Source organism: Sutcliffiella sp. NPDC057660, from assembly GCF_042800035.1.
Taxonomy (GTDB): domain Bacteria; phylum Bacillota; class Bacilli; order Bacillales; family Bacillaceae_I; genus Sutcliffiella_A.
Genome location: NZ_JBHVHV010000006.1, coordinates 52679 through 76435 on the forward strand (window position 1 = coordinate 52679; position 23757 = coordinate 76435).

Annotated in this window: 18 protein-coding genes; 4 read left to right on the top strand and 14 right to left on the bottom strand. The window is 37.6% G+C overall.

All coding sequences use genetic code 11. The features are described 5' to 3' along the window. Positions 1–28: 28 nt before the first annotated feature. Both ACFVAD_RS07790 and ACFVAD_RS07795 read right to left on the bottom strand, forming a co-directional pair. The gene (locus ACFVAD_RS07790; protein WP_386637802.1) at positions 29–268 is read right to left on the bottom strand and encodes a hypothetical protein; all 240 of its coding nucleotides are present in this window, start codon (positions 266–268) and stop codon (positions 29–31) included. Positions 269–484: 216 nt separating this feature from the next. Continuing rightward, positions 485–658, bottom strand: coding sequence for a nucleoside triphosphate pyrophosphohydrolase family protein (locus ACFVAD_RS07795; RefSeq protein WP_386637804.1), 174 nt, complete (start codon positions 656–658; stop codon positions 485–487). A gap of 186 nt (positions 659–844) precedes the next feature. On the opposite strand from ACFVAD_RS07795, the gene ACFVAD_RS07800 reads away from it, so the two are divergent. Beyond that, positions 845–1909, top strand: coding sequence for a beta family protein (locus ACFVAD_RS07800; protein WP_386637806.1), 1065 nt, complete (start codon positions 845–847; stop codon positions 1907–1909). On the opposite strand, the gene ACFVAD_RS07805 is transcribed toward ACFVAD_RS07800, so the two are convergent. The 10 genes from ACFVAD_RS07805 to ACFVAD_RS07850 all read right to left on the bottom strand — a co-directional run bounded on the left by ACFVAD_RS07805 (position 1857) and on the right by ACFVAD_RS07850 (position 15075). Next, positions 1857–2480 carry a sce7726 family protein gene (locus ACFVAD_RS07805; RefSeq protein WP_386637808.1) on the bottom strand — a complete coding sequence of 208 codons (624 nt, stop codon included), beginning with the start codon at positions 2478–2480 and terminating at the stop codon, positions 1857–1859. The two genes, ACFVAD_RS07800 and ACFVAD_RS07805, sit on opposite strands and share 53 nt — an antisense overlap. 241 nt (positions 2481–2721) lie before the next feature. Then, a complete protein-coding gene (locus ACFVAD_RS07810) occupies positions 2722–3045 on the bottom strand; it encodes a pyrophosphohydrolase domain-containing protein (protein ID WP_386637810.1) in 324 nt (107 codons plus the stop codon). A gap of 18 nt (positions 3046–3063) precedes the next feature. After that, positions 3064–5511: a DUF2357 domain-containing protein gene (locus tag ACFVAD_RS07815; protein WP_386637812.1), complete on the bottom strand. Its 2448-nt coding sequence runs from the start codon at positions 5509–5511 to the stop codon at positions 3064–3066. After that, a complete protein-coding gene (locus tag ACFVAD_RS07820; protein ID WP_386637814.1) occupies positions 5483–7558 on the bottom strand; it encodes an McrB family protein in 2076 nt (691 codons plus the stop codon). The genes ACFVAD_RS07815 and ACFVAD_RS07820 overlap by 29 nt, the downstream gene beginning before the upstream one ends. Before the next feature lie 41 nt (positions 7559–7599). Beyond that, positions 7600–9090: a DUF2357 domain-containing protein gene (locus ACFVAD_RS07825; RefSeq protein WP_386637816.1), complete on the bottom strand. Its 1491-nt coding sequence runs from the start codon at positions 9088–9090 to the stop codon at positions 7600–7602. Next, complete coding sequence (locus tag ACFVAD_RS07830) at positions 9065–11329, bottom strand: McrB family protein (protein WP_386637818.1); 2265 nt, start codon at positions 11327–11329, stop codon at positions 9065–9067. Before ACFVAD_RS07830 ends, ACFVAD_RS07825 begins: the two co-directional genes overlap by 26 nt. A gap of 284 nt (positions 11330–11613) precedes the next feature. Beyond that, positions 11614–13551, bottom strand: a complete 1938-nt coding sequence (locus ACFVAD_RS07835) for a 3'-5' exonuclease (protein ID WP_386637820.1) — start codon at positions 13549–13551, stop codon at positions 11614–11616. Between the two features lie 189 nt (positions 13552–13740). Continuing rightward, on the bottom strand, positions 13741–13869 hold the full coding sequence (locus ACFVAD_RS07840) for a hypothetical protein (protein WP_386637822.1): 129 nt from the start codon (positions 13867–13869) through the stop codon (positions 13741–13743). Between the two features lie 113 nt (positions 13870–13982). Continuing rightward, positions 13983–14177, bottom strand: coding sequence for a hypothetical protein (locus ACFVAD_RS07845; protein WP_386637824.1), 195 nt, complete (start codon positions 14175–14177; stop codon positions 13983–13985). A gap of 46 nt (positions 14178–14223) precedes the next feature. Beyond that, a complete protein-coding gene (locus ACFVAD_RS07850) occupies positions 14224–15075 on the bottom strand; it encodes a type II toxin-antitoxin system SpoIISA family toxin (RefSeq protein ID WP_386637826.1) in 852 nt (283 codons plus the stop codon). 286 nt (positions 15076–15361) lie between these two features. Here ACFVAD_RS07850 and ACFVAD_RS07855 point away from each other — a divergent pair, with 286 nt between their 5' ends. From ACFVAD_RS07855 to ACFVAD_RS07865, 3 genes are all read left to right on the top strand, one after another. Then, on the top strand, positions 15362–17689 hold the full coding sequence (locus ACFVAD_RS07855; RefSeq protein ID WP_386637828.1) for a TOTE conflict system archaeo-eukaryotic primase domain-containing protein: 2328 nt from the start codon (positions 15362–15364) through the stop codon (positions 17687–17689). Between the two features lie 490 nt (positions 17690–18179). Beyond that, complete coding sequence (locus tag ACFVAD_RS07860) at positions 18180–18725, top strand: DUF6155 family protein (RefSeq protein WP_386637830.1); 546 nt, start codon at positions 18180–18182, stop codon at positions 18723–18725. 14 nt (positions 18726–18739) lie between these two features. Beyond that, the gene (locus tag ACFVAD_RS07865) at positions 18740–19237 is read left to right on the top strand and encodes a hypothetical protein (RefSeq protein WP_386637832.1); all 498 of its coding nucleotides are present in this window, start codon (positions 18740–18742) and stop codon (positions 19235–19237) included. Between the two features lie 256 nt (positions 19238–19493). On the opposite strand, the gene ACFVAD_RS07870 is transcribed toward ACFVAD_RS07865, so the two are convergent. Both ACFVAD_RS07870 and ACFVAD_RS07875 read right to left on the bottom strand, forming a co-directional pair. Next, on the bottom strand, positions 19494–20258 hold the full coding sequence (locus ACFVAD_RS07870) for an HIRAN domain-containing protein (protein ID WP_386637834.1): 765 nt from the start codon (positions 20256–20258) through the stop codon (positions 19494–19496). Positions 20259–20674: 416 nt separating this feature from the next. Then, the gene (locus ACFVAD_RS07875; protein ID WP_386637836.1) at positions 20675–23746 is read right to left on the bottom strand and encodes a DUF3320 domain-containing protein; all 3072 of its coding nucleotides are present in this window, start codon (positions 23744–23746) and stop codon (positions 20675–20677) included. Between the last annotated feature and the right edge of the window lie 11 nt (positions 23747–23757).

Sequence of the window (23757 nt, forward strand, 5' to 3'; positions counted from 1 at the left end):
CCGCTTGCCATTTCACTTGAATATTATTCTAAATATTAAACTCTTCCTTTATAACTTTTAAAAATTCCTGAGCAGAATCTTTATCAAATTGAATAGATTGACTTACCTTGCCCCGAAATTCTCTTTGGTTGGATCCATAGGTGTCTATTTGGAGGATTCGATTTCCTTCTTTATCTAAAAAGCTTGTATAAGTATTATCCACTTCATTATGAATTGTATTTCTTTCTTTTATGATTTTTTTCATGGTATTTCCTTTAATTAAGGCCATTTCTATTTTCTCCTAGTCAATAGTTTGGTTTTAATTTTTTCCCACTTGAGTATCACACAATTCTATGTATACCTTTGACACATCCAAAATACTTTAAAAATATTGATCCTAAATAAGATTCTACAAAAACTTACATTATCCTTTATTTTCCACAATAAAAAGACATGCTTTAACATGTCTTCTTTACTTTCCTTAGTTTTCAGAGAACTCTTTTTACTAATCTTCAAAAACCTTCTCCTCAAACCCACTGCGCTTCACCACTTTTTCCTTGCGAAGCTTGTCTACTTCTTCAATTGAGGATCCGTGGTATTTTGCTAGAGAACGGATAATTTCCATTGGTAGCAGGGGACGGTGCTCTGCTTCCTTCGAACTTTGAAGGAAACGACCCATTAAATACTTCCTTACTTCCTTCACATGCCAGCAAATTTAATATTTGATTTTCTCTAAAAAGAAAGAAGTGGTATTATATTTGCGGATTTCTCTAACTGTATTTTCCAATAAAATACTAAAAAGAAGGAATTTGTATTTTAGTGTTGAATAGAGTTATTGTGACAATAAATTGACAGGAGGATTCAAATGTACTATCCATTGTTAAAAAACGCCAACAATGAAATGAAAGCTTTAAGAGAACTAAAAGATGAATCACGTTCAAAACTTACACCAATTATTGAATCAAAAAGGGTAAAAAGAGAAAATCTACCAAACTGGGAGTCTTCTTTTAATACTCTAGGTCGTTACCTAAAGGCCCGTGTAAAAGATTCAAAATTTATATATGATTTCAATTGTGCACTAGAAGAACTAGGAGAGGAAGATCAACTAATATCATCTTCAGGTGAAAACCTAGTAAAATTTTGTTTAAATAAAATGGAACAGGAAAGTTTGAACGTAATACCTTGCTTTCAACATGACTCTCCGTCATGGTTAATTGACTCAGTGCTCAGTACAGGATATAGTGAATTTGCGATTAGAATTAGATGTCATGATTTTCAAGAGTCGTTCAATCACTTTGTCTTTCAAAAACTACAAAATGACTTAAGCAGTATTTCCTCTGATGATTTCAACCCCATAATCATTTTGGACTTTTTCAATACCCCAACTACACTTAGAAGAATTCAGAATACGATTGAAATTTTTTCGAAAATTAAAAACTCTAACATTGTATACCTTGCTACTTCCTGCCCTGAAAATGCAAATGATGCCGAAGCCCATTCTTTATCTTTAATAGGTTCAAGGAAGGAACTAAATAACTTTCTCGAGTTAAGAGCAACTAACCAAGATGTACAATTCGGAGACTATACTACCCGGTTAAAGGGTGAAGTTCTGACAGGATTTAATATGAACCTCTCATATCTTAAAGTATTTTACACAACCGAGACAGACTATTGGATTGCTAAATCTAAACTTATTAGAGATGGTGGAGAGCATTCATTCCACGAAATATGTCAAATTCTAATTGAGCAAGAATTTTATCCAGGACCAGACTTCTCTTTTGGAGATTCTGAAATAATGAAATGCGCAGCAAAAGAATGGACAATAAGTGAACATCAAGCACCTATTGCAATTGGAGTAAATCACCATATTGAAACAACTATAAATCAGCTTTCGGGTTTAAATTTGGTCTCCAATTCTCACGCTCTTTAAGAACAGAGTAGACATAAGTTTTTAACACATCAATTTCAGCTTCTTTCATTAATAAAGATAGGAGCTGGTTTTTTCTCATCTTCTTATATGATTTCGGTAAACCTATATAATCAATAAAACCCTCCAACTCTTTTTTCCATAACAGCTTTATTAGTAACATCGGGTCTTGATTGGACACCTTTCTTCCCTTTCGAATTTCAATCAACCTACTTTGATCTTTACTTACTGCTTTTATTCCCCACCATCCAGGAATGATATCCCTAACTTCGTTAACGTATTTTCTTCCAACAACAACGGTCATCCTTTCGAAAGCTCTATTGTAATATTCCATTTGCCTCGGAAGTCTAAATAAATTATCCAAATCACTTTTAATTTCGTATCCATGCATAATTCCATTTACTACAGCCACATCAACTCTCGAAGCACCGTTTTCAAGACCTAATTCATTTATAATTCTTGTATTACTACAATCTCCATAAATTTTATTTAACTCATTTAATAACAGCGTTCTCACTTCAATTTCATTCAATAATTCCAATTTTATCACCCTATTTATTATATTAAAGGTCAACTAATATAATCCTCCACAAGAAGATAAAGATGATACCAAAACTACATACCATCCTTCTATTAATTTATTCTCTCTCTCTGAATTTTTGTCCTTCAAATATAAAAAATTCAAACATTAAATTTCTACAATTTAGAAATTCATTCTAGTTTAACTTTCAATTTGCAAATCAATAATAAAAATTAATTACAATTTTTTATTGCGGCTAATATTATGTAGACCTGTTCTATATACGATCCACCTACTAATCCTCCACCTCAACCAAAAATACCTTCTCCTCAAACCCACCTCGCTTCACTGCTTTTCCCTGGCGAAGCTTTTCTACTTCCTCCATTGAGGTTCCGTGGTATTGTGCTAGAGAACGGATAATTTCCATAAGGTCGGCAAGCTCTTCTATAGCTTCCTCATTTGTATCTGCTGCACAATACTCATTTAATTCCTCGTAGCATTTTTGTTTAAGGTGCTTAATGAAGTCCTGGTCTTTTAATATTCTTGTGGTGAATTTTTTCCCTGTGGCTTCAATGATTTGTGGGATATTGTCTCGGACTACCTTGTTGTATACTGTCATATCTGTTCCTCCTAGCAATCAGTTAAGCAGATTCCTAAACACTTTCACTCGATCGTTTTTTAACTCCGCAAAACTTACTCTCTGAAACTCATTTTCCTTCACAATCTCCAAAGCCTCTAACTCCCGATCAAAAATAACCGTCGCAGCCTTAATGTTATACTTCACAACTCGCTCTGCCCCATCCATTCTCTCATTGTCCAAATCTACCTTTATCCGATCCGACAAGCGCCTTAACATCTGCCATACAACCTTCTCTTCCCCGGATTTCATAAACAGCTCCGGTAGCTCAGTCGAGTTTTCCAAGTTTCTCAGGGTGGTTATCATGTATTGAGCAATTCCATAGCCAACAGGCACAATTAAGTTATTTAACCTTTTCCAGTGATCCACTGTGAATGTTACTCTGTCTCCGCTAACATCAACATGATTCACTCTTCCATAACAAACAACCCCGTTGTCCATTCCAGTTTCCTTTGTAAGGTAGAGTGCCACATACTGCGCTTCCTGCCATCCTCTTTTTAGTACCGCAGCAGGAATCTGGTATTGAGCTGATCTCATATTTTCTCGATATTGACTCTCCGATGAGACCACTCCCACCAGTACCTTCTCCTCCACGCTCTCCTGCCACTTTTGCAGAGTGCCTCTAGGAAGGAGGCCTTCGCTTTGAATTTCCTCTGGGCTCTTGTCGATGAGGTTTTCGATAAAGCGCTCCACAAGGTCCGTGGCATTTGGTAGGAATGGAAGTGCTCCGATATTTACTTTACCGATGCTTTTGTAAAAGTGGTGGTCCTGATAGAGCTGTTCTTCGTTCCATGGAAAAAGAACATAGGCACCAAATGCTGTGCGTTCGTAGGGACCATTTTGTTCGGATACAATGGAGTCCCGATAACGATGCATCGTATTAATATCTTCTTCCATTGGGCCTGGAGTGTGATATTTGTTGCCGTAATAGCTACCCTCGAGCGCGAAATCTATTCTGTATTTGGCATCAAAGACATAATTGAAGGTGTAGGTTTCTCCTTTTTTCTCAATGCTTAGCATCGTGTCTGGTACTTGTGCGATCGTAGGGAGGTTGCCTTCGTATTTTTGATACGTTAGGGTGATCTTCTCTTTTGTAACCGAATGCCTGTATACGCGGGTTGCGCGGCGATTTGCTTCCATATTAACGTGCAAGCCCTTGCGATCAACCTTAATAATGTCCTGGCTAATCATATCGTACTTTTTGTTTAGGATTTGTCCGAGCTTCAAATAGGTCCAGTATTCGTATAAGGTTGCCACGTCCTTGACCGACATTTTGTACATGCTGTTTTGTAGGGCTAGTCCTTTTGAGACGGTTAGGTAGATTTGGTAGGCATCGCGATAGCCCGGTGCTAGTTGCATGACAAGACTTTGGGCCGTTCGATCAGGGAGTGCAAGCTCTTTCCAGAAAGGAGTATTAAGCTTTCTTGTTAGCGTGCGTTTCATTCCTTCAATAGAGCGCAACAGCTCTGCATCCCGATCGCCTTTTGACCAGCGATTATTTTGAATCCTAGAAAGCAAATCTTCTAGCTTGCTAACAAGACGGGTAATCATCCATTTAGCAAAACGATTTTCATGGGTGTGAAAGGTGATTTGCTTGTTGGCGGTTATCCCCTTGCTCGGCATATATTGCTTATCCCTAATTGGTATGCCCTGATCTACTTCTTGGAAAAGGTGACTGTTCTTCCGTAAATAGCTCCGGCCTTTTCCATCAAGAGATTTGATCCGATCACCTCTCACGATCTCATGGGTTTTAACTAGCTTGTGATGTGGCTGCCGCTCTATCTGCTCGACTGCCTTTATGAACGCTTCAAAATAAACCGTAATAAGGCGAAAAAATTCAGCGGGAGATGGTGAGCCTTCTAGCTTTGTTTGCGCACTTAGATAGGTTTTCTTTAAAAAATGAAAGGCTAGGTTGTAGATTTCATCATTTACCTCATCTAATAGCTTCCGGTAATCCTCCTTATAATTAAGCTTAGTAGGGAAAACCTCTATCGTTACCTCGAGTAAGGTACGCTTTCCCTCTTTAATTTCAAAGGTCGAATAACCGATTTCATTTTGAAAGTGGAGGTTCCCTAGCAGCACATAGGAGTGACCAAGCTCCACTCGGTCAATTGCGTTTCGAAAAATCGGATGCTCATGATAAAACGTTAATTCCTTTCCCTTTTTCGGAGACACCATGACAGTATACACACCGTTTTCAAAGAAGATCGGGCGATGGGTTTTAAGATCGACCAACTCCATAGCTTCTATGTCAAAAATCTTTACTTCATCATGGTCTCCCACTACTCTAAATCGCATTTCATCATGAAAATCCATGGTACGGTATTGTTGAAGGCCCACATATCTCTCATGATAGGGCTTCCCTTTTATCACTAAGGAAAAATCTGCTGTTTCAATTTTAACTAGTTCGACATCTCCTTTAGCTAATCCAGAAAGAGGTAAAGCCATCGTGCGTTAACCTCCTATACATCTCTACAAGCTTTTCTGTGCTTCGCGGGTACTTAGAGAGCTTAATGAACGCAGTATAATCCTCTTGATCATCCCGTAATTCTTGATTAGTAAGAAGCTTAAATAGTTCCTTTAGTGTGTGCTCTACTCTACTATCACTGCCAGATATTCTAGGCAAAATTTTCTGTACGAGACAGTAATCAAATGCGTCTTCAGACGAAAACAGCTTTCCTTCCTGGTTATAGGCAAGGTACATGCAGATTTCATCACGAACTCGATAACCAACCTGTGCTCCGAGAGGCTTTAATGCTTCATTGATACCGACTAGTGTATGAGACGTATTTTTAATGAGCTCCATATGCTTCGCAGTAAGATCCTTTAAATACAGATAATCAGAGCGAATCATGTCATTTTCAATATTTTTGGGCTCTACAGCTTCACTTGTTGCTTGTAGAAAGTCGAGATAATCCAGCTTCACTCGATTAAACTCAATCGTATTAGCGCGATCTAACACCTTTTTACTAAAAGGATGCGTTGTTTCATCCATATTAACAGTACCAATGATGTACATGTTTTCTGGAAAGCCAATTGACCGTCCCACCATAGACCTGTTCAAAATCTCAGAAGAAACAATCCCGTTATCTTTCCAGTCCCTGCTCTCCATTACACTAAGCAGATCACTAAAATAATACTCCACACGAGCAAGATTCATTTCATCTAATAACACAAAGTAAGGCTTTGTTGGATTATCTAGCGCTTTCAACATGACCTTAGTTAAAGGACCTTCTATGAAATCTCCTTTGATATCCTTATACCCAATCAAATCAGATCCGTCGCTCCAATCTGGTCGGACTGGAATAAGAGTAAATTGACCATTTTTCTCTGTAGCTCCGACACTTTCTGAAAATAATTGAATAATTTTCGTTTTTCCAGTACCAGAAATACCTGAAATAATTACAAAAGGTTTTGCTTTAATTGATAAGAATAGATTTTTTACATCTTCTATACTGTAAAAGAATCCTTTGGTTGTAATATAGGAATATATGTGCTCAACTAAGATTTTGGGGGATAAATAATTATTTGGCATCTCTTCAATTCTATCCTTCTCTCTACTGGCCTCATATTCCAACATTTTATTCCTCACCTCTGTGGGAAATCTCTCTTTAAATTTATTAAACATGTTCTTAGAAAACATTTTAGTAAGACTGAAGAAATACCCTTGTTTTACATTTCCATTTCTATCAAATGGTCCACCTTCTGCTAATCTCCATTCATTAGGAATTTCGTCTTTTCTAATGGTTGGATTAAATTGATAATAATCCAGCTCTACTAAGTACCCGTCCTTTTCCCAATTATCACCTTCGATAACTGCGGGTTTTGGAGACTCTGTTGCTTCTTTTTTTACTATACCTATAGATCTTAGTTCCATAGCAGAATAACAAAATACGACATCTCCAACTTTTGCCTTAATTAAGTTAACATGATGCGGAAGAGCAATACCCTGCTTGGATTTTTGTGGTGCCCAAAGAAAACCATTTTCTTTTTCTTCTCTGTGGGTTTGTCCTTGATTTACCCACCAAAATGAAGTATCCATTTGATTACTACTATGCAATTCCACTCTATATACATATGGCGTTTCAGTTTGATAAATATCAAGGTATTCCTCAATTTCTTTTGGTGTATGTATTGGCCTTTTAGATTTTCCATCTCTATTTGCTTTTAAAAACCGGTAAGAATTTTGAAACTTTTCTATTAACATCTTCTTCAAAGAGGTATTTTGATCATAACGGAGTTGCAATGATCCTTTTTCCGAATCTTTTCTTCTACTATTGATTAACTGAGCTTCATAAGAATTATTATTTATAATCAATTCTATAGATGCTTTTTCTCCTATCTTCAAAATATGATTTGCATTTGCAGAAGCAAATTCATCATGGAAATCAATTGGAATATGAGTACCATATTCAAAAATAGACCAATCGACTTTTTTCCTACCTATTATTCCTTCAGCAAAGGGTTTTGACCAACTTCTAACTTCTTTTTGCAAATTATTCCACCGACCCTTTTAAACTTTCTATATTAGAATTATCAGTTGATAATTCGGTCCAGCCACTTTTTAAAATTCCCACCGGAGTTTCCAGGTTTAAAGCATAAAGCTCCTATTCCATAACGTTGATGAAACTCTACACTATAAAAATCCTTTTCTTTCGTCATTTCACTCTGATCAGGTGTCAAAATGTATACCTCTCTCACAACCGGCATATCATCTTCTCGTAATAATATCCCATCCCGATACTTATGCATTTCACCCAACGCCATTGGAAGGTTGGATGCTATTCTATATTTGGGATCCAATACAAACAGTTGACTTTTATACTCCAAAACAATATCTGGAATCATTCGCTGGGTGTAGGAGTAGTATGGGCTTGTATTGATTTGAATGATTTTTTGATAGGTCAGCTTTGCACCATTGGTTAGGTTTATCGTGCTTTCTTTATTTTCAGCCAGGTTCAAAAAGAGGTACCCATCCCTTTTGGAGAAGAGTTCCGAAAAGTTCTTCAATAGATTCTGTTCCCTAAATGCTTTAATGATTTGAAGGTAGCACCACATTTCATATAGTAGGAAGGTATCCTTCAATGCCAGCTTATGTCCCAAATCAAATGACAGATTGTCGAATTGGTAGAGTGCTTGGAACCATTGATACCATAATCGGTAGATAGGATGCTTTCGAAACACCTGCGAGATTTTGATAGTACCGGAATGACCTTGAACATCCTTCAGGAAATCGGACTTCTTCCATAGACTGATCCAGTTGAGGTATTTAATTGCTTTATTCGAAATCTCCTCATCCTGTATGAAGCTGTAGCATTTTAGAAGTTTTTCTAAATCAAGTAGATTCCTTAGTACCACTCTGTTTTCATAAAGATTATATGTCTCTTGCACTCTTGTAGTCTGCAAATGGCTTGGCAATTTCGTTGGAGTTGCCCCGAAGCTTTGGCCGTGTCTTTCCATCCAGGAAATGCTTCTTGGATTAGCGTTTTTGACTCGTTCCCTTCTCAGGATAAGCTCTTCTCGCTCCAAGGTGCGTAATGGGTGACGGTCCATTTTCGCAAATATGTTCCGAAGCTGGAATATCGATGCTTCAATATAGCTCCATTGCAGCATCGAGCATTCCCTTGTGAATCCTGAAGCTGAAACGGTAGACTGCAGTCCGGATTGTTGAAAACAGATCTTTGCCTCCTGCAGAATTTCTTCTAATAATAGTTTATATTGTTGCTCTGTCATCTTACGGCTATCGGTGTAAATATAGGATTCAATAACCTTATCTTCATTATCAACCAAAACTGAAAAATGAACTAACCCGCATTGGAAGGGTGTTTCAAAAGAACCTTCCCACCCATCGCTTGTTTTGGTCATTGGTAGTGGTACCCTCTGCATCGACAGTCGGAGCATTCGATCGGTGGTGCATTTCCACCGATACATTTTTGCTTCTTCCAAGTATAGGTCTTGTAACAATACCCATGTCTGCAGCTCCCTGTCAAACACTTGAATATCAACGCCAGAATTGAGTGGCTCCATAGCGCTCCAATTCCTTTCTCATCCGCTCGATATGCTTATAAGATTCAGCGTCGGTACCGAATTGGTTTAGAAACAGGTTTTGTAGATTGTCCAATAGTGGTGCAATCCTTTCATCCCCTCTTACCTTAGGGATTACTTTTTCTGATAGCACCCGGTCAACCGCAACTGATGACTCCATACGGAAATCCTCTGGTAGCAGACTGTTTTTATAGAGCTTGCGGATCATCTCTGTCATAGTTCGATAGCCGAAGTGCAGATCATATTCTGATAGTTGTTGATGTACTTGTAACAATAGCTGCCATTCCTTCTGAACCGAGTTTTTCAACTTATCGTCCAGATCCTCCCAATAACTTATGAAGTTAACATCGGAAAGCGTCATGACAAATGCGCGGTCCAACACCTTGTCAGATATACTATGAGTAGTTTCATCCACATTGATGGTCCCTACTACATAAAAATTATGTGGGATTTCGATTGTTTTTGGAATCTCCGTTAGATCATCCAGATTGTGTAGCTGGATTGGCTTTCTTGATTCGACTGCACTTAAATAATCACTAAGGTAATACTCCACGCGGGCAAGGTTCATTTCATCCAGTACCACAAAATGCGGCTTGTCCTTTTCCTTGTTCGCCTGTAGGAGCATATCCAGGAATTCCGTTTTCATATAGCGCTTTTCAAAAGAGCTGTAGTATCCGAACAAAGAAGTGGAATCCATCCAGTCCGGACGAACAGGCACTATTTTCATGTAAGGATTATCTTCTCTGTAATCCAACCCATACACAGCATTGGCGAACACTTTGCAGAGCTGAGTTTTACCGGTTCCGGAAATTCCGTTCAGAATGACAAAGTGCTTGTCATCTAAGCTGGTTAGATTTAGATAGAAGTCTCGGATGATATCTATGGAGAAGGTGAATCCACTTTGCTCTACAAGGTCCATGATCTGCTGAAAGTCAAAAGAGCTCTCGTAGCTTTCCATATCCTGTTCGAAATCATCCTCTTCTTCCTCCGTTACCGGCTCCTCCACCATATTGCCTTTAGGGAAGGTGAAGAATTCCTTTACGTCTGCGATAAGGGAGGCCGCTGTAATTAATCTTTCCTTTAACTTTGCCATTGGTTCCGTGAATGTCTGCCTCTCCCCAAGATAGGTTCCCACATAAAAGGCATTCGCATCATTCAGTAGTAAGTTATGTTCTTTGAATAGCTCAACCGTTTTTTCCTGATAGACCTGATTTTCATTATTTTCGTTGTATCTTCCTCGCTGATAAAATGCCTTTTTGATATACCATTCAAACTCACCATTTGCAGTAGCGAGCTTACGCATCCGGTGAAAAATATGGCCATAATTGTTCACATAGATACCAATGGATTCATGAGGATCCCTTGTGAAGTAGCTAATATGCCCTTCGGTAATCAGCTGATCCTGATCATAGATATAGAAAAGCTGCTTATAGTCATTGGTCTTCACTTTCTTTACTTCCTTATCGATTTCCACCTGGTACGTTTTGGAGAATAACTCAATGGTGATAGAAGTGGTATCTTCCTGCATTCTTCTCATGAAATGAATAGCCCTGCTATGTACTTCCGCTTCTCTTTCCAACATGGTACGTAACGGAGAAAGGTGCAGATAGGTAGTCCATAGTCGATCAATAAGGTCCTCTTCTTGAATTATCCCTTCAAGTGGAGAAAAAGTACCAAAATAAATGGTAGGCTTTCTTTTATTCTTGATATATTGCCCTACAGTCTGCATGAAGTCTCTTTTTTCTATATAGGTCTTCTTCTCTTCAAATGTATAAACCTGAATTTCCGAATCCAGTTCCTGAACAGCATTGTCCATTTCTTGATGAAGTGCTTTCGTATAATGGTACACCCATATTGGATAAAAGTCGGTGCTCATTGCCATTCGAACCTCTCGTGATTTTAGATGAAATTCCAATCTAAGAACCACAATGGCGCTATCCTCATTACTGTCATCTATCAGCTCCACGAATGCTTTATTCCCATAATGCTGTTTCTTCTCTGCATACTTCGGGTTTTTCGAGTCTGCAATGGTTGTTCTGAGTGTTTGTTCATACGTATGTATTTTTAGTTGACGCAAATACGGGTCTCTCTCACCATATTTATCAACAAATGAATCTATCAACCTTCTTACTGTCGGGTGCACCATATCTAGTATTTGCTGGTTGCGCTCGGTCGTATCTTCTATATCAATAATGGATGTTAAATTATCTGCTTGAATCATTGAGGGGCACTCCCTTTTTCTAATAATCTACTTTTATATTAGCAGATATAGGAAAAAGTCTAAACACTTCATAATAAAAACTCCTGTTCCAAAGAAAGAAGGAGTTTTTATTGAGATATTCTTGTTAATTATTTTAAGCCTCTAACTGCTCTTCATCCTGATACTTAACAATTTCATACCCATCCCCATAAGGAACCGATTTCTATTATCACGGGCAATTCGAAATTGCTATGGAAACGAAACCTTGTTTCGGCAAAAGATCACCTCATTAGATTGGGTGGTGTTCAAGAAGATTCCTCTTTAACCCTCTTCCCTACCTTAATCACTTCTTCCCTTTTCTGTTGTTGCCACTCCTCGAAATATTCCGTAAACTCCGACTCGCCCGAATACGAAATACAAAGATACTCCTTCGCTCTCGTCATCCCAATATACATCAAAGAAACTTCCCGTTCTTTATCTTTTTCTAGTGGAAATGGCATGGTGTCTGCTTTAACGATGAAGACTGCCTGAAAGTCGAGGCCCTTGCTGCTATCGATAGTGCTGATTTTCACGGTTTCTTCTTCTCTATTGAAGGCTCTTTTGCTGGCTTCGTTTTCGGTAATCCAGGTTGCTGGAATGCCTTCTTTTTGAAGTGCCCGTTGGATGGTGCCGATAATGTCTGTTTGATGTGTTCGTTTAACACGATACAAGATAAGCATCTCGGAATATGGTACTTTTTTTACGTTGTGAAGCTGTTGTATTTGCCTTGCGATGATTTGCATTTCCTTTGCAAAGCTATCTGATTTAAGGATCGCTGGTTCCGGTCCTTTTCGTTTGGTGCTTTTAGGTGAGATGATTTCTACACCTTCTGTTTCACCGACTACCACTTTGTTTTGCAGGGAAGAATTCTTTTGAAAGAAGTCCCAGGCACAGCTGACAATTTGAGCAGTATTACGATAATTAATATTTAATATTTTTGATCTCCCTCGAAAATCAAGCCCTGTGTCCTTTAGATAGCTTCTTTTCCTTGGATAAATCGTTTGCGCGCGATCCTCTACTAGCAAGAGTGCTTTTGTTTCAGGGTTGAGACATAAGCTGACGAGGTGAAGCCAGCTTGCTTCGAAATCCTGGCCTTCGTCAATCAGGATGGCATCGTATTTCGGAGAGATCGCCTCTCCCTTTTCCAGCTTCTCAATATATGTATCAATGATTCCCTCATTCATCTTCAGATCATTCTTTAGCCATTGATGAAAGTTCCTGACTTCAATATTTGTAGGAGTTGGAAGGACCTGCTCTGCTCCATCTCCGAAATGAAAGTCAAATAGATTATCTGGTTCGGCAGCCATGGCTCTTACAATTTGCGAGATATTCTGAGAGAGTGAGATATTATAGCAGAGAATGAGAATCCGCCAATTTGGATTCTCTTTGGCCAACATTTTTGCTCTACTAGCTAGAATGATAGTCTTGCCGCTACCTGCAACTCCTCGGATTAGCCTGTTCTTATCCCCAATCTGCTTGGCCATGTTTTCCTGATGAAAATCCATCGTTTTTATATCTCTCAATGATAGAAGCAGTTGATCCTGGTGAGGAACTGGCTCTTTAAATTCCGCCCCGATCCTAACCTCAGGGAATAAATAGTATCTTATAGTATTAATTTCTTCGTATGTTAGCGGTTCCCTTAACCGAAAAGGAACCTGAAACATGTTAATCAATTTCTCTACAAGCACTTCCTCCGAGAACTCCCCATAATCAGGATCCATTTCTTCACGTGTTAACATGCTGTCAGGATCAATGATGGAATAGATGCCATCCTCCAAAACCTGCTTCTGAAAAAGCCTCGTAAAAACAACACCATATCCAAAAGGGAACTTCAATTTGAACTGATGCTTCCCCTCGGTTTGAATAAGATTTTTGTCCTTTTTCAATACATCATTTATCTTAAACACATAATCTCTCGCCTGCTTAAGCGGACTTTTCACACTATGTAAATCTCCATTAGAATCCCTTATCGTCCATTCGTCCTTGTTTAACTGATACAGTGTATTTCTTGTATAATCCTTCACCTCAAGAACAATCAACCCTAAATCAGGACCAATAATCACAAAATCCGGCCGAGTCCCCTGTATCTCCGGTTCATAATATACAATATAATCATCCGGCAAATAATCCTTTAAAGTGCGAAACAAAATCCGCTCGCCAGAAGTCGCACTACTCCTAATCGTCTCCGGAACCGTAATGGCCATCCTTTTCACCTACCGACAAAATATTACTTTTATTATAGCAAAAGGTGCAGTTAATTTACACAAAATTACAAAAATAAGCATCGGAACGGTTCCCGATGCTTTTAAATTAATTTTCTATCATTTTCACATGTAATATTCATTTTTTAATTTTAACGACTCTCCAAATCTTCCCTATGCTCCATATTACGTTCATCCAAACATGCCTTTGATAGACTTAATAATCTTTAAAGCTTCTTTGTTCTTTTTCTCCATTTGGGTTTCCCCTTTTAATCGGGTCAGTTTTTTCGGGGTCGCTTTCTTTTTTTTAGGCTTGTCCATATGATATCCCTTCTTTCCTCTCCTTGGTATTAACCATCCTTACCAAGAAACTGGGGAATATACATATAAAAAAGAAAAAGCAAGATACATAGACTGTACCTTGCTCGACTATATTATTGGTTATTAATGAACTGCAACACTTTTCTATTTAACTCTTGCACGTTTCGTGACATTTTACTGGTAGATTGAGATGATAAGTGGGTCAATTGGGTAGTCATTGTTGATACCGCCACCTTTTTCCCATTAACTGTTACATACTTTGCTTTTTTCTTCTCGTCTTTTGTCTTGATGTTATCAATAACGAACATATAAAAACCCTCCTTCGTGAAGTGGTCTTTTCCTCATTATACCATGTTAAAAAGTAAGGGTATAGTAGAGATAGATTAAGTTAGTAATGTGAACTGCATCCACTTCTAGCAACTCTCCATTTTTATTTTTCAATACGACTAGTAATTGTCTTTCATCCATGAATATTGGCACGATCATGCTGTCCTCTTTAATAAGTGAAATGACAGTTGATTGAGAAAGTACATCAAGATGGGCTTCAAACTCCTCTCCATAATCAAATGCATTTAACTGTGCTATTTCTATTAAAGTTTGATTTATCCCCATTTGCAAACTGTAGTAATCCTCAATTCGCTGAATTTCTTCGCTACTCAAAGATTCCACGTTAGAAATTTCAAGCATAGAATGTGAAACCAATTCTGGCTCCACTTCCCATACCTGTACATGAAAACCAAAGACTCTTCCATACGCGTCCAGATACAGCTCCAATCGCTCCTTAGGACTTTGATCCAATGGGAAAACATGGTTATTAAAATACCCATCAGCCTGTTGGATCATCCCAGACATCACTTCTACCCTGTTTATTGTTGCTCGAAGAATTTTATCATTCGTTTTAATAATATTTTCCACGTAGTCTGTATATTGAAACTCTGCATTCCAAATTTTGAGGATGCTAGGTGTAAGTAATATGGCAAGGTCCATAAATATAACGATAGCTGTCAAGGTAAGTAAGAACTGCCAGTTAGAAATAGCTACTTCATTCATTAAAATTCCTAAAGCAACTGCTACTATAAACAGCGTGTACAAAGCCTTTCTCATTGTCCGCAAAAATAAGTGATACGCCAATGGTTTAACAATGAAAAACACTAGATTGCATAGTGCAAAGATTAATAAGCTAAGTATAAAAATATTAAAACCCATCTTTTGTTCCTCCCTTCTCTTTTGGTTTGCTTCACATGGTTTTATAAAGCAATCTCTTTATATCACCGGGATATTTTCAGAAGTTTCTTTAATTCTATCATTGTTCATATTTTTCCCATATAGCCATATTGAGACTTGCAAAAGCCCACGTTTACCCGTAATTCTTGATGGGAAAAATGGATAGGGATAACTTCTCTAAGACAGCCCCACAATTAACATATACATATCTTATTCAACCAAAATTTCGTACAATAGAAGCAAATTACTTCGATATTGAGGGTTTCCTATGAACAATAATAAAACTCTTGAAGACTGGATTGCGGAGTGCAACCGACTAAGCAAAGAAAATACTTATCTTAAGCAACAGATTACCAGTCTTCTTCAACGTGAAAAATTTAATAACGGGTCTCCGGATATTGTGACAAAACACTCGCCACTCCACACAAAAATTCAGCTTTACAGAAGCCTCTTTAAAGGGCGGGATGATGCTTACGCACTCTACTGGGAATCACAGGATGGAAGGTCTGGCTATTTGCCGGCATGTGCACATGAATGGGACCGACCTATATGCCAGAAGCCTAAGATAAAATGCTCGGAATGTCAGTATCGTACTCTATTACCCCTTACGGATAAAGTAATTGAATACCATCTGAAGGGTACACATAGTATCGGCTTATATCCCATGCAGCAGAATGATACCTGCTCATTCCTGGCTATCGACTTTGACAAGCAGAATTGGCAAAAGGATGTTTTGGCTTTTACTCAGGTTTGTAAGGAGCATGAAGTTTCTTATAGTGTAGAGAGATCCAGGTCAGGGAACGGTGCGCATGTATGGTTTTTCTTTTCAGAAAGAATGGAAGCCCCTCTTGCACGAAGATTGGGGTATATGTTGCTATCGAAGACATTAGAGGTCCGTCATGAGGTTGGAATGAATTCCTTTGATCGGATGTTTCCAAATCAAGACGCTCTGCCTAAAGGTGGTTTTGGCAATCTAATTGCCCTTCCGTTGCAGCGGCAGGCTGGTGCAAACGGCAACAGCTTGTTTGTAGATGATAGTAGTTTTACTCCCTATCCAGATCAGTGGATATACTTATCGACTGTAAAGAGGCTTGATAAACAAGATGTCCACCAAATTATTAAGAAATTAGATCCTAGTGCAGATGAAACAGTACCCTATGCTGCAGTTTTGCCGCAAAAATTAATGATCGTGATAAAAAATGGTCTCTATATCAAGAAAAAGCTACTTCCTTCTTCTCTATCTGAAAAATTGACTGAACTAGCGACCCTTAAAAACCCTGAATACTATAAAGCCCAGTCAAAAAGGATATCTACAGCGGGCATCCCACGTTCGATAAACTGTACATCTAGCGATTCTGACCATATCATTCTTCCTCGGGGATGTAAGGATGAGCTCGTAGCTTTACTCAAAGAATCTGATATTGAGACTATTTTTAAGGATGAAGCATATAAGGGAGAGCCACTAGATGTTAATTTCAAAGGCAAGTTAACTTCCCAACAAGTAGATGCTGTTTCCCAGCTCACGGTGAATGATTATGGCGTCTTATCTGCGACTACAGGCTTCGGAAAAACGGTTGTCGCTGCAGCCTTAATCGCTGAACGCAAAGTTAATACTCTAGTAATTGTTGATAAGATTCAATTACTAGAACAATGGGTTAGTCAGCTAAAGTCCTTTTTAAGTCTAGCTAAAGAGGATATTGGTGCGGTAGGCGGTGGCAAAAAGAAAATCACTGGAAAAATTGATGTGGTCACGCTTCAAAGCCTTAGTTTAAAAGGAGAGGTAAAAAGCTTCATTACGCAATATGGTCAGATCATTGTGGATGAATGTCACCACATATCAGCCTATACTTTTGAAAATGTACTAAAACATGTACGTGCTAAATATGTATATGGACTGACAGCTACGCCAATTAGAAAAGACGGCCTTCACCCGATTATCTTTATGCAATGTGGACCTGTCCGCTACAAAGTTGATGCCAGAAACCAAGCAAAGACAAGGCCATTTGTCCACAAGCTAATAATAAGAAATACTGGATTCACCTCAAAATCGGAACAGATCCAGGAATTGTACCGCTTGTTGGCAAAGGATGAAAATAGGAACCACCAACTGTTCAATGATGTCTTGATGGCACTTGAAGCCGGACGTTCCCCACTCATCCTAACAGAAAGAATTGAACATTTGGAACACCTGCAGGACATGTTCAAAGGGTTTGCCAAAAATGTCATAACACTCTCGGGTAAACTTTCTAAAAAAGAGAGAATGAATGAGCTAAAAAGACTTGTTAACACACCTGATTCCGAAGAACGGCTTGTAATTGCTACAGGAAAGTACATTGGAGAAGGCTTTGATGACGCAAGACTAGATACTCTTTTCCTAGCCTTGCCGATATCATGGAAAGGTACACTGCAGCAATATGTCGGTCGCCTGCATCGATTGCATGATAATAAGCAAGAAGTCCAGGTATATGATTATGTGGACAAGCGGGTTCCTATGCTGGAGAGGATGTTTGTAAAAAGACAGAGTGGATATAGGATGATGGGATATGTTATGGACGGGGAAAGCGAGAATAGTAATGAGCAGATGAGGTTGTTTTGAGAAATTCACTAACTTCTTCAACTAAGAATTTCATAGGTTAAAAAATTTAGTAGGTGATTAAGCTAGATCACAGTCATCGGGCTGGCAAACGAGGAGAAGGATGCATTTGTCTGGTATCCTTTATAGATAAAGAAAGTCACCTTCCATGCAAAAGGTGACTTTCTAATTTATAGGGGTTAATTTTGTTAATTAAGACTTCCATAGTTAATTCTTTTATTGCCTCTATTCCAGGTTTATAATTCTTATTTCTAGTATTTCCACCTAAATTCCAAAACTTTTAATTCAATCATAAATCTCCCACTTACCCTTTTTTCTATTTATACCATTATAACTGAATATTGGAAATTTATCAGGAGAATTGCTTTTTCTTTTTCAACTTTCATCATTCTAATTATAATTATGGACTAGGATGACTTTTAATAATTTTTCTTTTAGAATAATGCATAACCGAAGAGACACAGAAAACTTTTAAGTGAGGCGGAAACTGTTAATGAAAGTTAAATTATCAGATATCAAAAAAGAATTAAAGGATCTTTCACAAAAGGAATTAATCACCATCATTAGTGAACTGTACAAGAATAGTAAAGAAGTAAAAGAATACTTTGCTGTGAAATATGGTGGGGAAGAAGCTTTAGAGGAGTTGTTTGAAGCAGCTGCTAAGAAAATAATGCATGAGTTTTTTCCTAGTAGAGGCCATGGTAAATTGAGATTTGGTGTTGCCAGAAAAGCTATCCAGGACTATAAAAAAATTACAAATGATGAAGATGGAACACTTGCTTTAAGAATTATTTATGTAGAGTATGGAACTGAATTTACGAATACTTATGGAGATATTCATGAACAGTTTTATGATAGTATGCTTTCTATGTTCCAAACAGTGGTAATTGAATGCAGCAGTAATGAATTTCTTCTTAATAAATATAATGATAGACTACTTGAAATCCTAGATCAGTCAAAAGATACTGGGTGGGGCTATCATGATTGCTTGTGTGATATTTATTACAGTCACATCGAAGTAGACGATGAGGATGAATAACAGGAGCGGTGAGTGTGGGAAAGCGCAATAGAAAAAGCGGAAATAAAGGTTCTGTTTTATCCAGAGAAAAGCAATCCGCATCTGACAAAGGAAGAAATTATTATTTTAAAGCATTAAAAAGATGCTCCCTCCTATACTTTGAAACTAATAGTTATTTTGTGTTCCAATTCCAAGGAGATTTTTATATCACTATAGGTGAAATAGGTTCATCAACTATCTTCATTTATAAAGAAGAACATATAGCTAATTTCACCGTTGCCACGAATGTTCCTGAAACTTCGGAGTTTTATGATGCGTTGTACAAAAGATATTATCATAAGTTAGATGACTCTTTGGGCAACAATCCTCGAGATCTTAGCATTGATTTTTTTATTCAAGAGTTTGAGCACTTGGAAATACCAATAGAAATGTTGCCCTATCAAGCAGAGAAGGAAAAAAAGCTTTTTCTAATTGCTTTAAAGTTTGAGTTACAATGGGGTAAGCATTTGACTGAATCTTCCCTCCTCTATTAATATGGTTGTATTTCAACAATGGAAGTGAACTATTTGCCTTGCAGCTGCCTCTGGGTTTGAAGGAATTTATAAAGACGTTACTTGATGTTATGTTTACGGTAGCGGGACGGGTGAATGGCACGTGTAATACACTTGATGGTGAGTATGATAGCTATGCCGAATGTGTCTTCTAAATTGTCCACCTAACAAAAAACAGGTAGAAAAATTAATCTCTACCTGTTTCCTGCTTTATTTCAATTTAATCCGGTCGCAAATATCACGCTGACTCTCGATAAAGCAGGTGATCTAAATTTGATTTCTTCAACAAATCTGTATCACTTACGGTCACTTTGGCTTCAAACTGTACTTCTACCCACCATTGTGGTGAAAATGCGGGACGGACTTTCCGAACAAGTAATGTAAGTGGTACATCGCGCTTTAGCAAGGCGTGCAAAGCTTGATTATAAATTCCAGGTACATAACCTAAATGCATGTCATTGGATGTTAATATTTTTACTGCAAATGGGTCTGCATTATTCTTGGGTTCTAACTCCAGATGCAAAACATCTCCAGGTGCCACTTCATACATCCATGAATTCTGGATAGATTCCCGGTGGCGCATACCATTCACATAAAACGTGGCACGTAATGTTTCTTCGTTCAACCGCAATGGTTGTTCGAAAGTATAAGGATCATTAGCCAATGCACCACGGGTAGCCTGCAGTATATCCATACGATCTGCACTATCGGACAAATTAAATTCCTGAATAAAATCTTCATATCCAATTCGTGACCGGTCTGGGATGCGACGATTAAAGGATTCAAACAGATGGTCCGACTTATAAATCTTATCCAATATTGGAAAAGCAGGAAGATGAGAATATCCACTTTCGATTGCTGCCTTTACATTTCGAGTAGAGTCACTTTTGAAGGAATATTCAAAAGTGTATATGACTCCATCAAAAGACAAGGTTCCGATATGATAATACGTATCATTTTTCTTGTTTTTCCAAACTAATAAAAGTGATTTTATAGTTTTCAACGAGTTACTCTCCTTTCAGTTTTTCTATTATTTGTTGTTGTCTGTAAGATATATACTGAACGAGAAACTTTTCCTCTGAAATCAATGGTAAGCTTTCACAGTACTGCTCGAAATAGCTACTATTAAACTCTACAATTTTCTCTTTAAAATTTTTGCAGTTATTTTAGGGGACTGGTTATCTTCCAATCCAATCATTTGGAATATTGTTATTAGTTATGAGGTGTAAAAGCTTTAGTGATTTAAAAAGGTATTTAGAAAAATAATAGAAAAGCAACAGACTTCAAGGGAGGCTGTTGCTTTTCTATTAAGTAACAGGGACGGTTCCGGCGACTTCTTGCACTATATATATCATTCCAGTTGGATAGAGCCCTATACTAGCTAGTGCCTGCCCAATTAAGAACAGGCACTATCGCATACTACTTTACTTCCACAAACCCTTTTTCATCAACTACAATCAAATTTTTCTTCACATTCAAATCAATCGCTTCTTGGATAAATTGCTCTCCTTGACTGCTCGTTCGGCTGTACCCAAGCTGCCTTGAAATTTCTTTTATTAAATCTGCTTTAGGTAACCGAAGAGCTGAACTAATAATCTCCATTACTCCGTTAGCATACTCTTGTTTGCTAATATCCTGTAATGCTCTTCTATTATTTTCAGCCAATCTAAATTCTTTATAGGTATTAAATTGAGCTTCTGCTTTCCATAAAAATAGTCCTTTTTCTTCTTTGGACTTATAGATTTTCATCTTAGAAAGAACGGATTCTATGATGGTTTCTAGTTTGGCACCGCTTCGAGTAAATCCCCATGAGGTAATTATGGTTTTTGTCAGTTGCGACAGACTTACCGGAGCTTCTTGAGTTATAATTTGTTGTATTTGTTTTTGGATAATAGTTCTTCCTTCTATTGTGTAGAAAAAGTCATTGGATAAGTCAATAGCTTCCAGTCTAGCTGGTTGATAGAAATTTCCTTTTGGTTTGGTATTCTTTACTGGGATGACCAGGCTACTTATTTTTTGCTGAATTGTCGGTTGTACTTTTAATGGGACCGCAGGTTGATCCCCATTTACTTTAGATGGGCTTTTCTCTATATCCTTTAATTGATTTAATATATTTTCAATTTGTTTGCTTTCATCATGCCACCATTCAACAGACCACACCTTGATGACCTGCCAACCTAATCTTCCTAACATGAGATCACTCAATTTATTCCGGTCCCTAGTGGTTTTCCTATTAGCATAGCCTGGTCCATCAATTTGTATCGCAGCAATGTATTTGCCTTCTCTATTCCTATCAACAACGGCTAAATCGATTTTAAACTCACTGCTTCCTACATTTTGTTGAGTCTGGTATCCATTAACTTGTAAGATATTCTGGATTTTAGGGATAATTACTGTAGAATTTACATCTCTACTTTGATTGCGATTTTCTAAAAGCAGTGGTTCATTTCCGCGTTTTGCAAATTCCATAAAAGCTCTTAAGCTATGAACGCCTTCTGCTTTGGTTCGAGATAGATTGATTTGGTCAGGTTCCATTGAGGCATAGATAATCATTTCTTTTTTTGCTCGTGAGACAGCAACGTTAAGGCGCCGCCATCCTCCGTCACGATTCAACGGACCAAAGTTCAATGTCATATGACCATATTCATCAGGTCCATATCCTACTGAGAATAGGATTACATCGCGTTCATCCCCTTGAACATTTTCAAGGTTTTTAACAAATACAGGGTCAAGCACTTCATCTGTAAAGTACTTTTCAAGGCTGGAATCTTCTTTTAATCGCTCGTCAATCATATCTTCAATCAAGGTTTGTTGAACCTGATTAAAAGTAACCACTCCAATACTCTGATGCTGCTGATTTGGATTACTCAACCTTGAGAAGATTTCATCAACAATTGCTTCTGCTTCCACTTTGTTATGCTTTGTTTTGCCTCTATCGTATACCCCCTTTACGTTTCTAAAAGAAACACGGGATTTAATATCATCAACTGAAGGAAAAGTAATTAATTTATTCTCATAAAAATGGTTATTGGAAAATGAAATCAAGCTTTCATGCTCACTTCGGTAATGCCAACTTAAATGCTTTTGAGGCATCCTTATAGACAAGCAATCATCTAGTACACTTTCCAAGTCCTGTATATCAAAATCTTCCTCAGATTGTTGTGCACTAAAAAAGCTTGTAGGCGGTAATTGTTTAGGATCTCCAACTACTACTACGTTTTCTCCTCTGGCCATAGCTCCGATTGCTTCACTGGTTGGCAACTGTGAGGCTTCATCAAAAATCACAAAATCAAATTTGGAAACTGATGGATCCAGGTACTGCGCCACTGACAAGGGACTCATCAGCATACAAGGTTTAATTTTAGTTAGCAAATTTGGAATCCTTTCAAATAGTTGCCGGATTGCAATCCCTCTTCCTTTGCTTTTTATTGCTTTTAACAAAATACCCGGCTCTGAACTTTGAATCACATTATTAAGTAAATCAGGCACTCGCTCCATTAGTCTTACATATACTTCAAGTTTCGTTAATTCACTCATCTCGTCATCCAGACTATTAAAGGTTTTTACCTTATTCTCAAACTCAGCTCTTGAGAACCCAGATAAAATCTGGCTGCTAGTAATCTCTTCATCTATCCGTATGCGGTAGAATCCATGCAGAAAAGCAGGAAGCAGATCACTATTTCTTATTTGACCATTTAGATAGGGCTTTGTGACATTTTCTAAGCCTGCTAAGTTAGCTTCTTCTATGTTACGGGCAAGCTGACAATTATCTTTCAATTGAGAAAGAGCGCTAATAAGAAGTATAGATTTGTCCTTCAAGACTTGTGGCCAATCTCGCTTACCAGGTTCATGGAAATCTGATATAAGCAATTCTTGTTCAATTTTATTTACACGATCCTTAATATCCTTGAATGTTAACTGAAAGTTTTTTATAGTATCTTGCATTTTCGAAGCAGTAATAGCTTTAGTATTTTTCTGCATAGCCTCAACTGTGTTGTTTAGAAAACTTTCTCCTTCATTAAATCCATTAAGGATTGTTCGAACCGATATTGCCCATTCAGTTGCTTTTTCTATTTCAGACCAATCACCTTTTGAATCATTCCATAGATTAGGAAAATAACATCTCATTGTTTCATTGGCTAAATTCAAAATATCTTGTTTTTGCTGAATCTCTTTTATAGTAGTAATAATATTTTCAAGTTCATCTAAACGAATTTTACTTTTGGTAATAAGGTATTTTTTCAATTCTTTCAATACTTTGTTCTTACCTATTATCTTTTTGAGGAACCAACTGTTTTCAGCTAGTCTTAATTCCTGTAACAATGTTTCTGTATTAATCTTCAGAATAGATAAATCAAATCTTTCTTGTATTGTCGCGGTTTGATTATCCCTTTTCTTTCCAGCAGAAATAACCTCTGATAATTCTGCTACAAGCTCTTCAAAGTTCTCTTCCCTTATCAAGTTAATATTTACTTGAGGTATATCTTGCAAGTAGGTACTAA

Excerpts from the sequence above, each read along its gene's own strand:
- ACFVAD_RS07790 (WP_386637802.1), bottom strand. The coding sequence starts at position 268 with ATGGCCTTAATTAAAGGAAATACCATGAAAAAAATCATAAAAGAAAGA.
- ACFVAD_RS07795 (WP_386637804.1), bottom strand. The coding sequence starts at position 658 with ATGGGTCGTTTCCTTCAAAGTTCGAAGGAAGCAGAGCACCGTCCCCTG.
- ACFVAD_RS07800 (WP_386637806.1), top strand. The coding sequence starts at position 845 with ATGTACTATCCATTGTTAAAAAACGCCAACAATGAAATGAAAGCTTTA.
- ACFVAD_RS07810 (WP_386637810.1), bottom strand. The coding sequence starts at position 3,045 with ATGACAGTATACAACAAGGTAGTCCGAGACAATATCCCACAAATCATT.
- ACFVAD_RS07815 (WP_386637812.1), bottom strand. The coding sequence starts at position 5,511 with ATGGCTTTACCTCTTTCTGGATTAGCTAAAGGAGATGTCGAACTAGTT.
- ACFVAD_RS07825 (WP_386637816.1), bottom strand. The coding sequence starts at position 9,090 with ATGGAGCCACTCAATTCTGGCGTTGATATTCAAGTGTTTGACAGGGAG.
- ACFVAD_RS07830 (WP_386637818.1), bottom strand. The coding sequence starts at position 11,329 with ATGATTCAAGCAGATAATTTAACATCCATTATTGATATAGAAGATACG.
- ACFVAD_RS07835 (WP_386637820.1), bottom strand. The coding sequence starts at position 13,551 with ATGGCCATTACGGTTCCGGAGACGATTAGGAGTAGTGCGACTTCTGGC.
- ACFVAD_RS07840 (WP_386637822.1), bottom strand. The coding sequence starts at position 13,869 with ATGGACAAGCCTAAAAAAAAGAAAGCGACCCCGAAAAAACTGACCCGA.
- ACFVAD_RS07845 (WP_386637824.1), bottom strand. The coding sequence starts at position 14,177 with ATGTTCGTTATTGATAACATCAAGACAAAAGACGAGAAGAAAAAAGCA.
- ACFVAD_RS07850 (WP_386637826.1), bottom strand. The coding sequence starts at position 15,075 with ATGGGTTTTAATATTTTTATACTTAGCTTATTAATCTTTGCACTATGC.
- ACFVAD_RS07855 (WP_386637828.1), top strand. The coding sequence starts at position 15,362 with ATGAACAATAATAAAACTCTTGAAGACTGGATTGCGGAGTGCAACCGA.
- ACFVAD_RS07860 (WP_386637830.1), top strand. The coding sequence starts at position 18,180 with ATGAAAGTTAAATTATCAGATATCAAAAAAGAATTAAAGGATCTTTCA.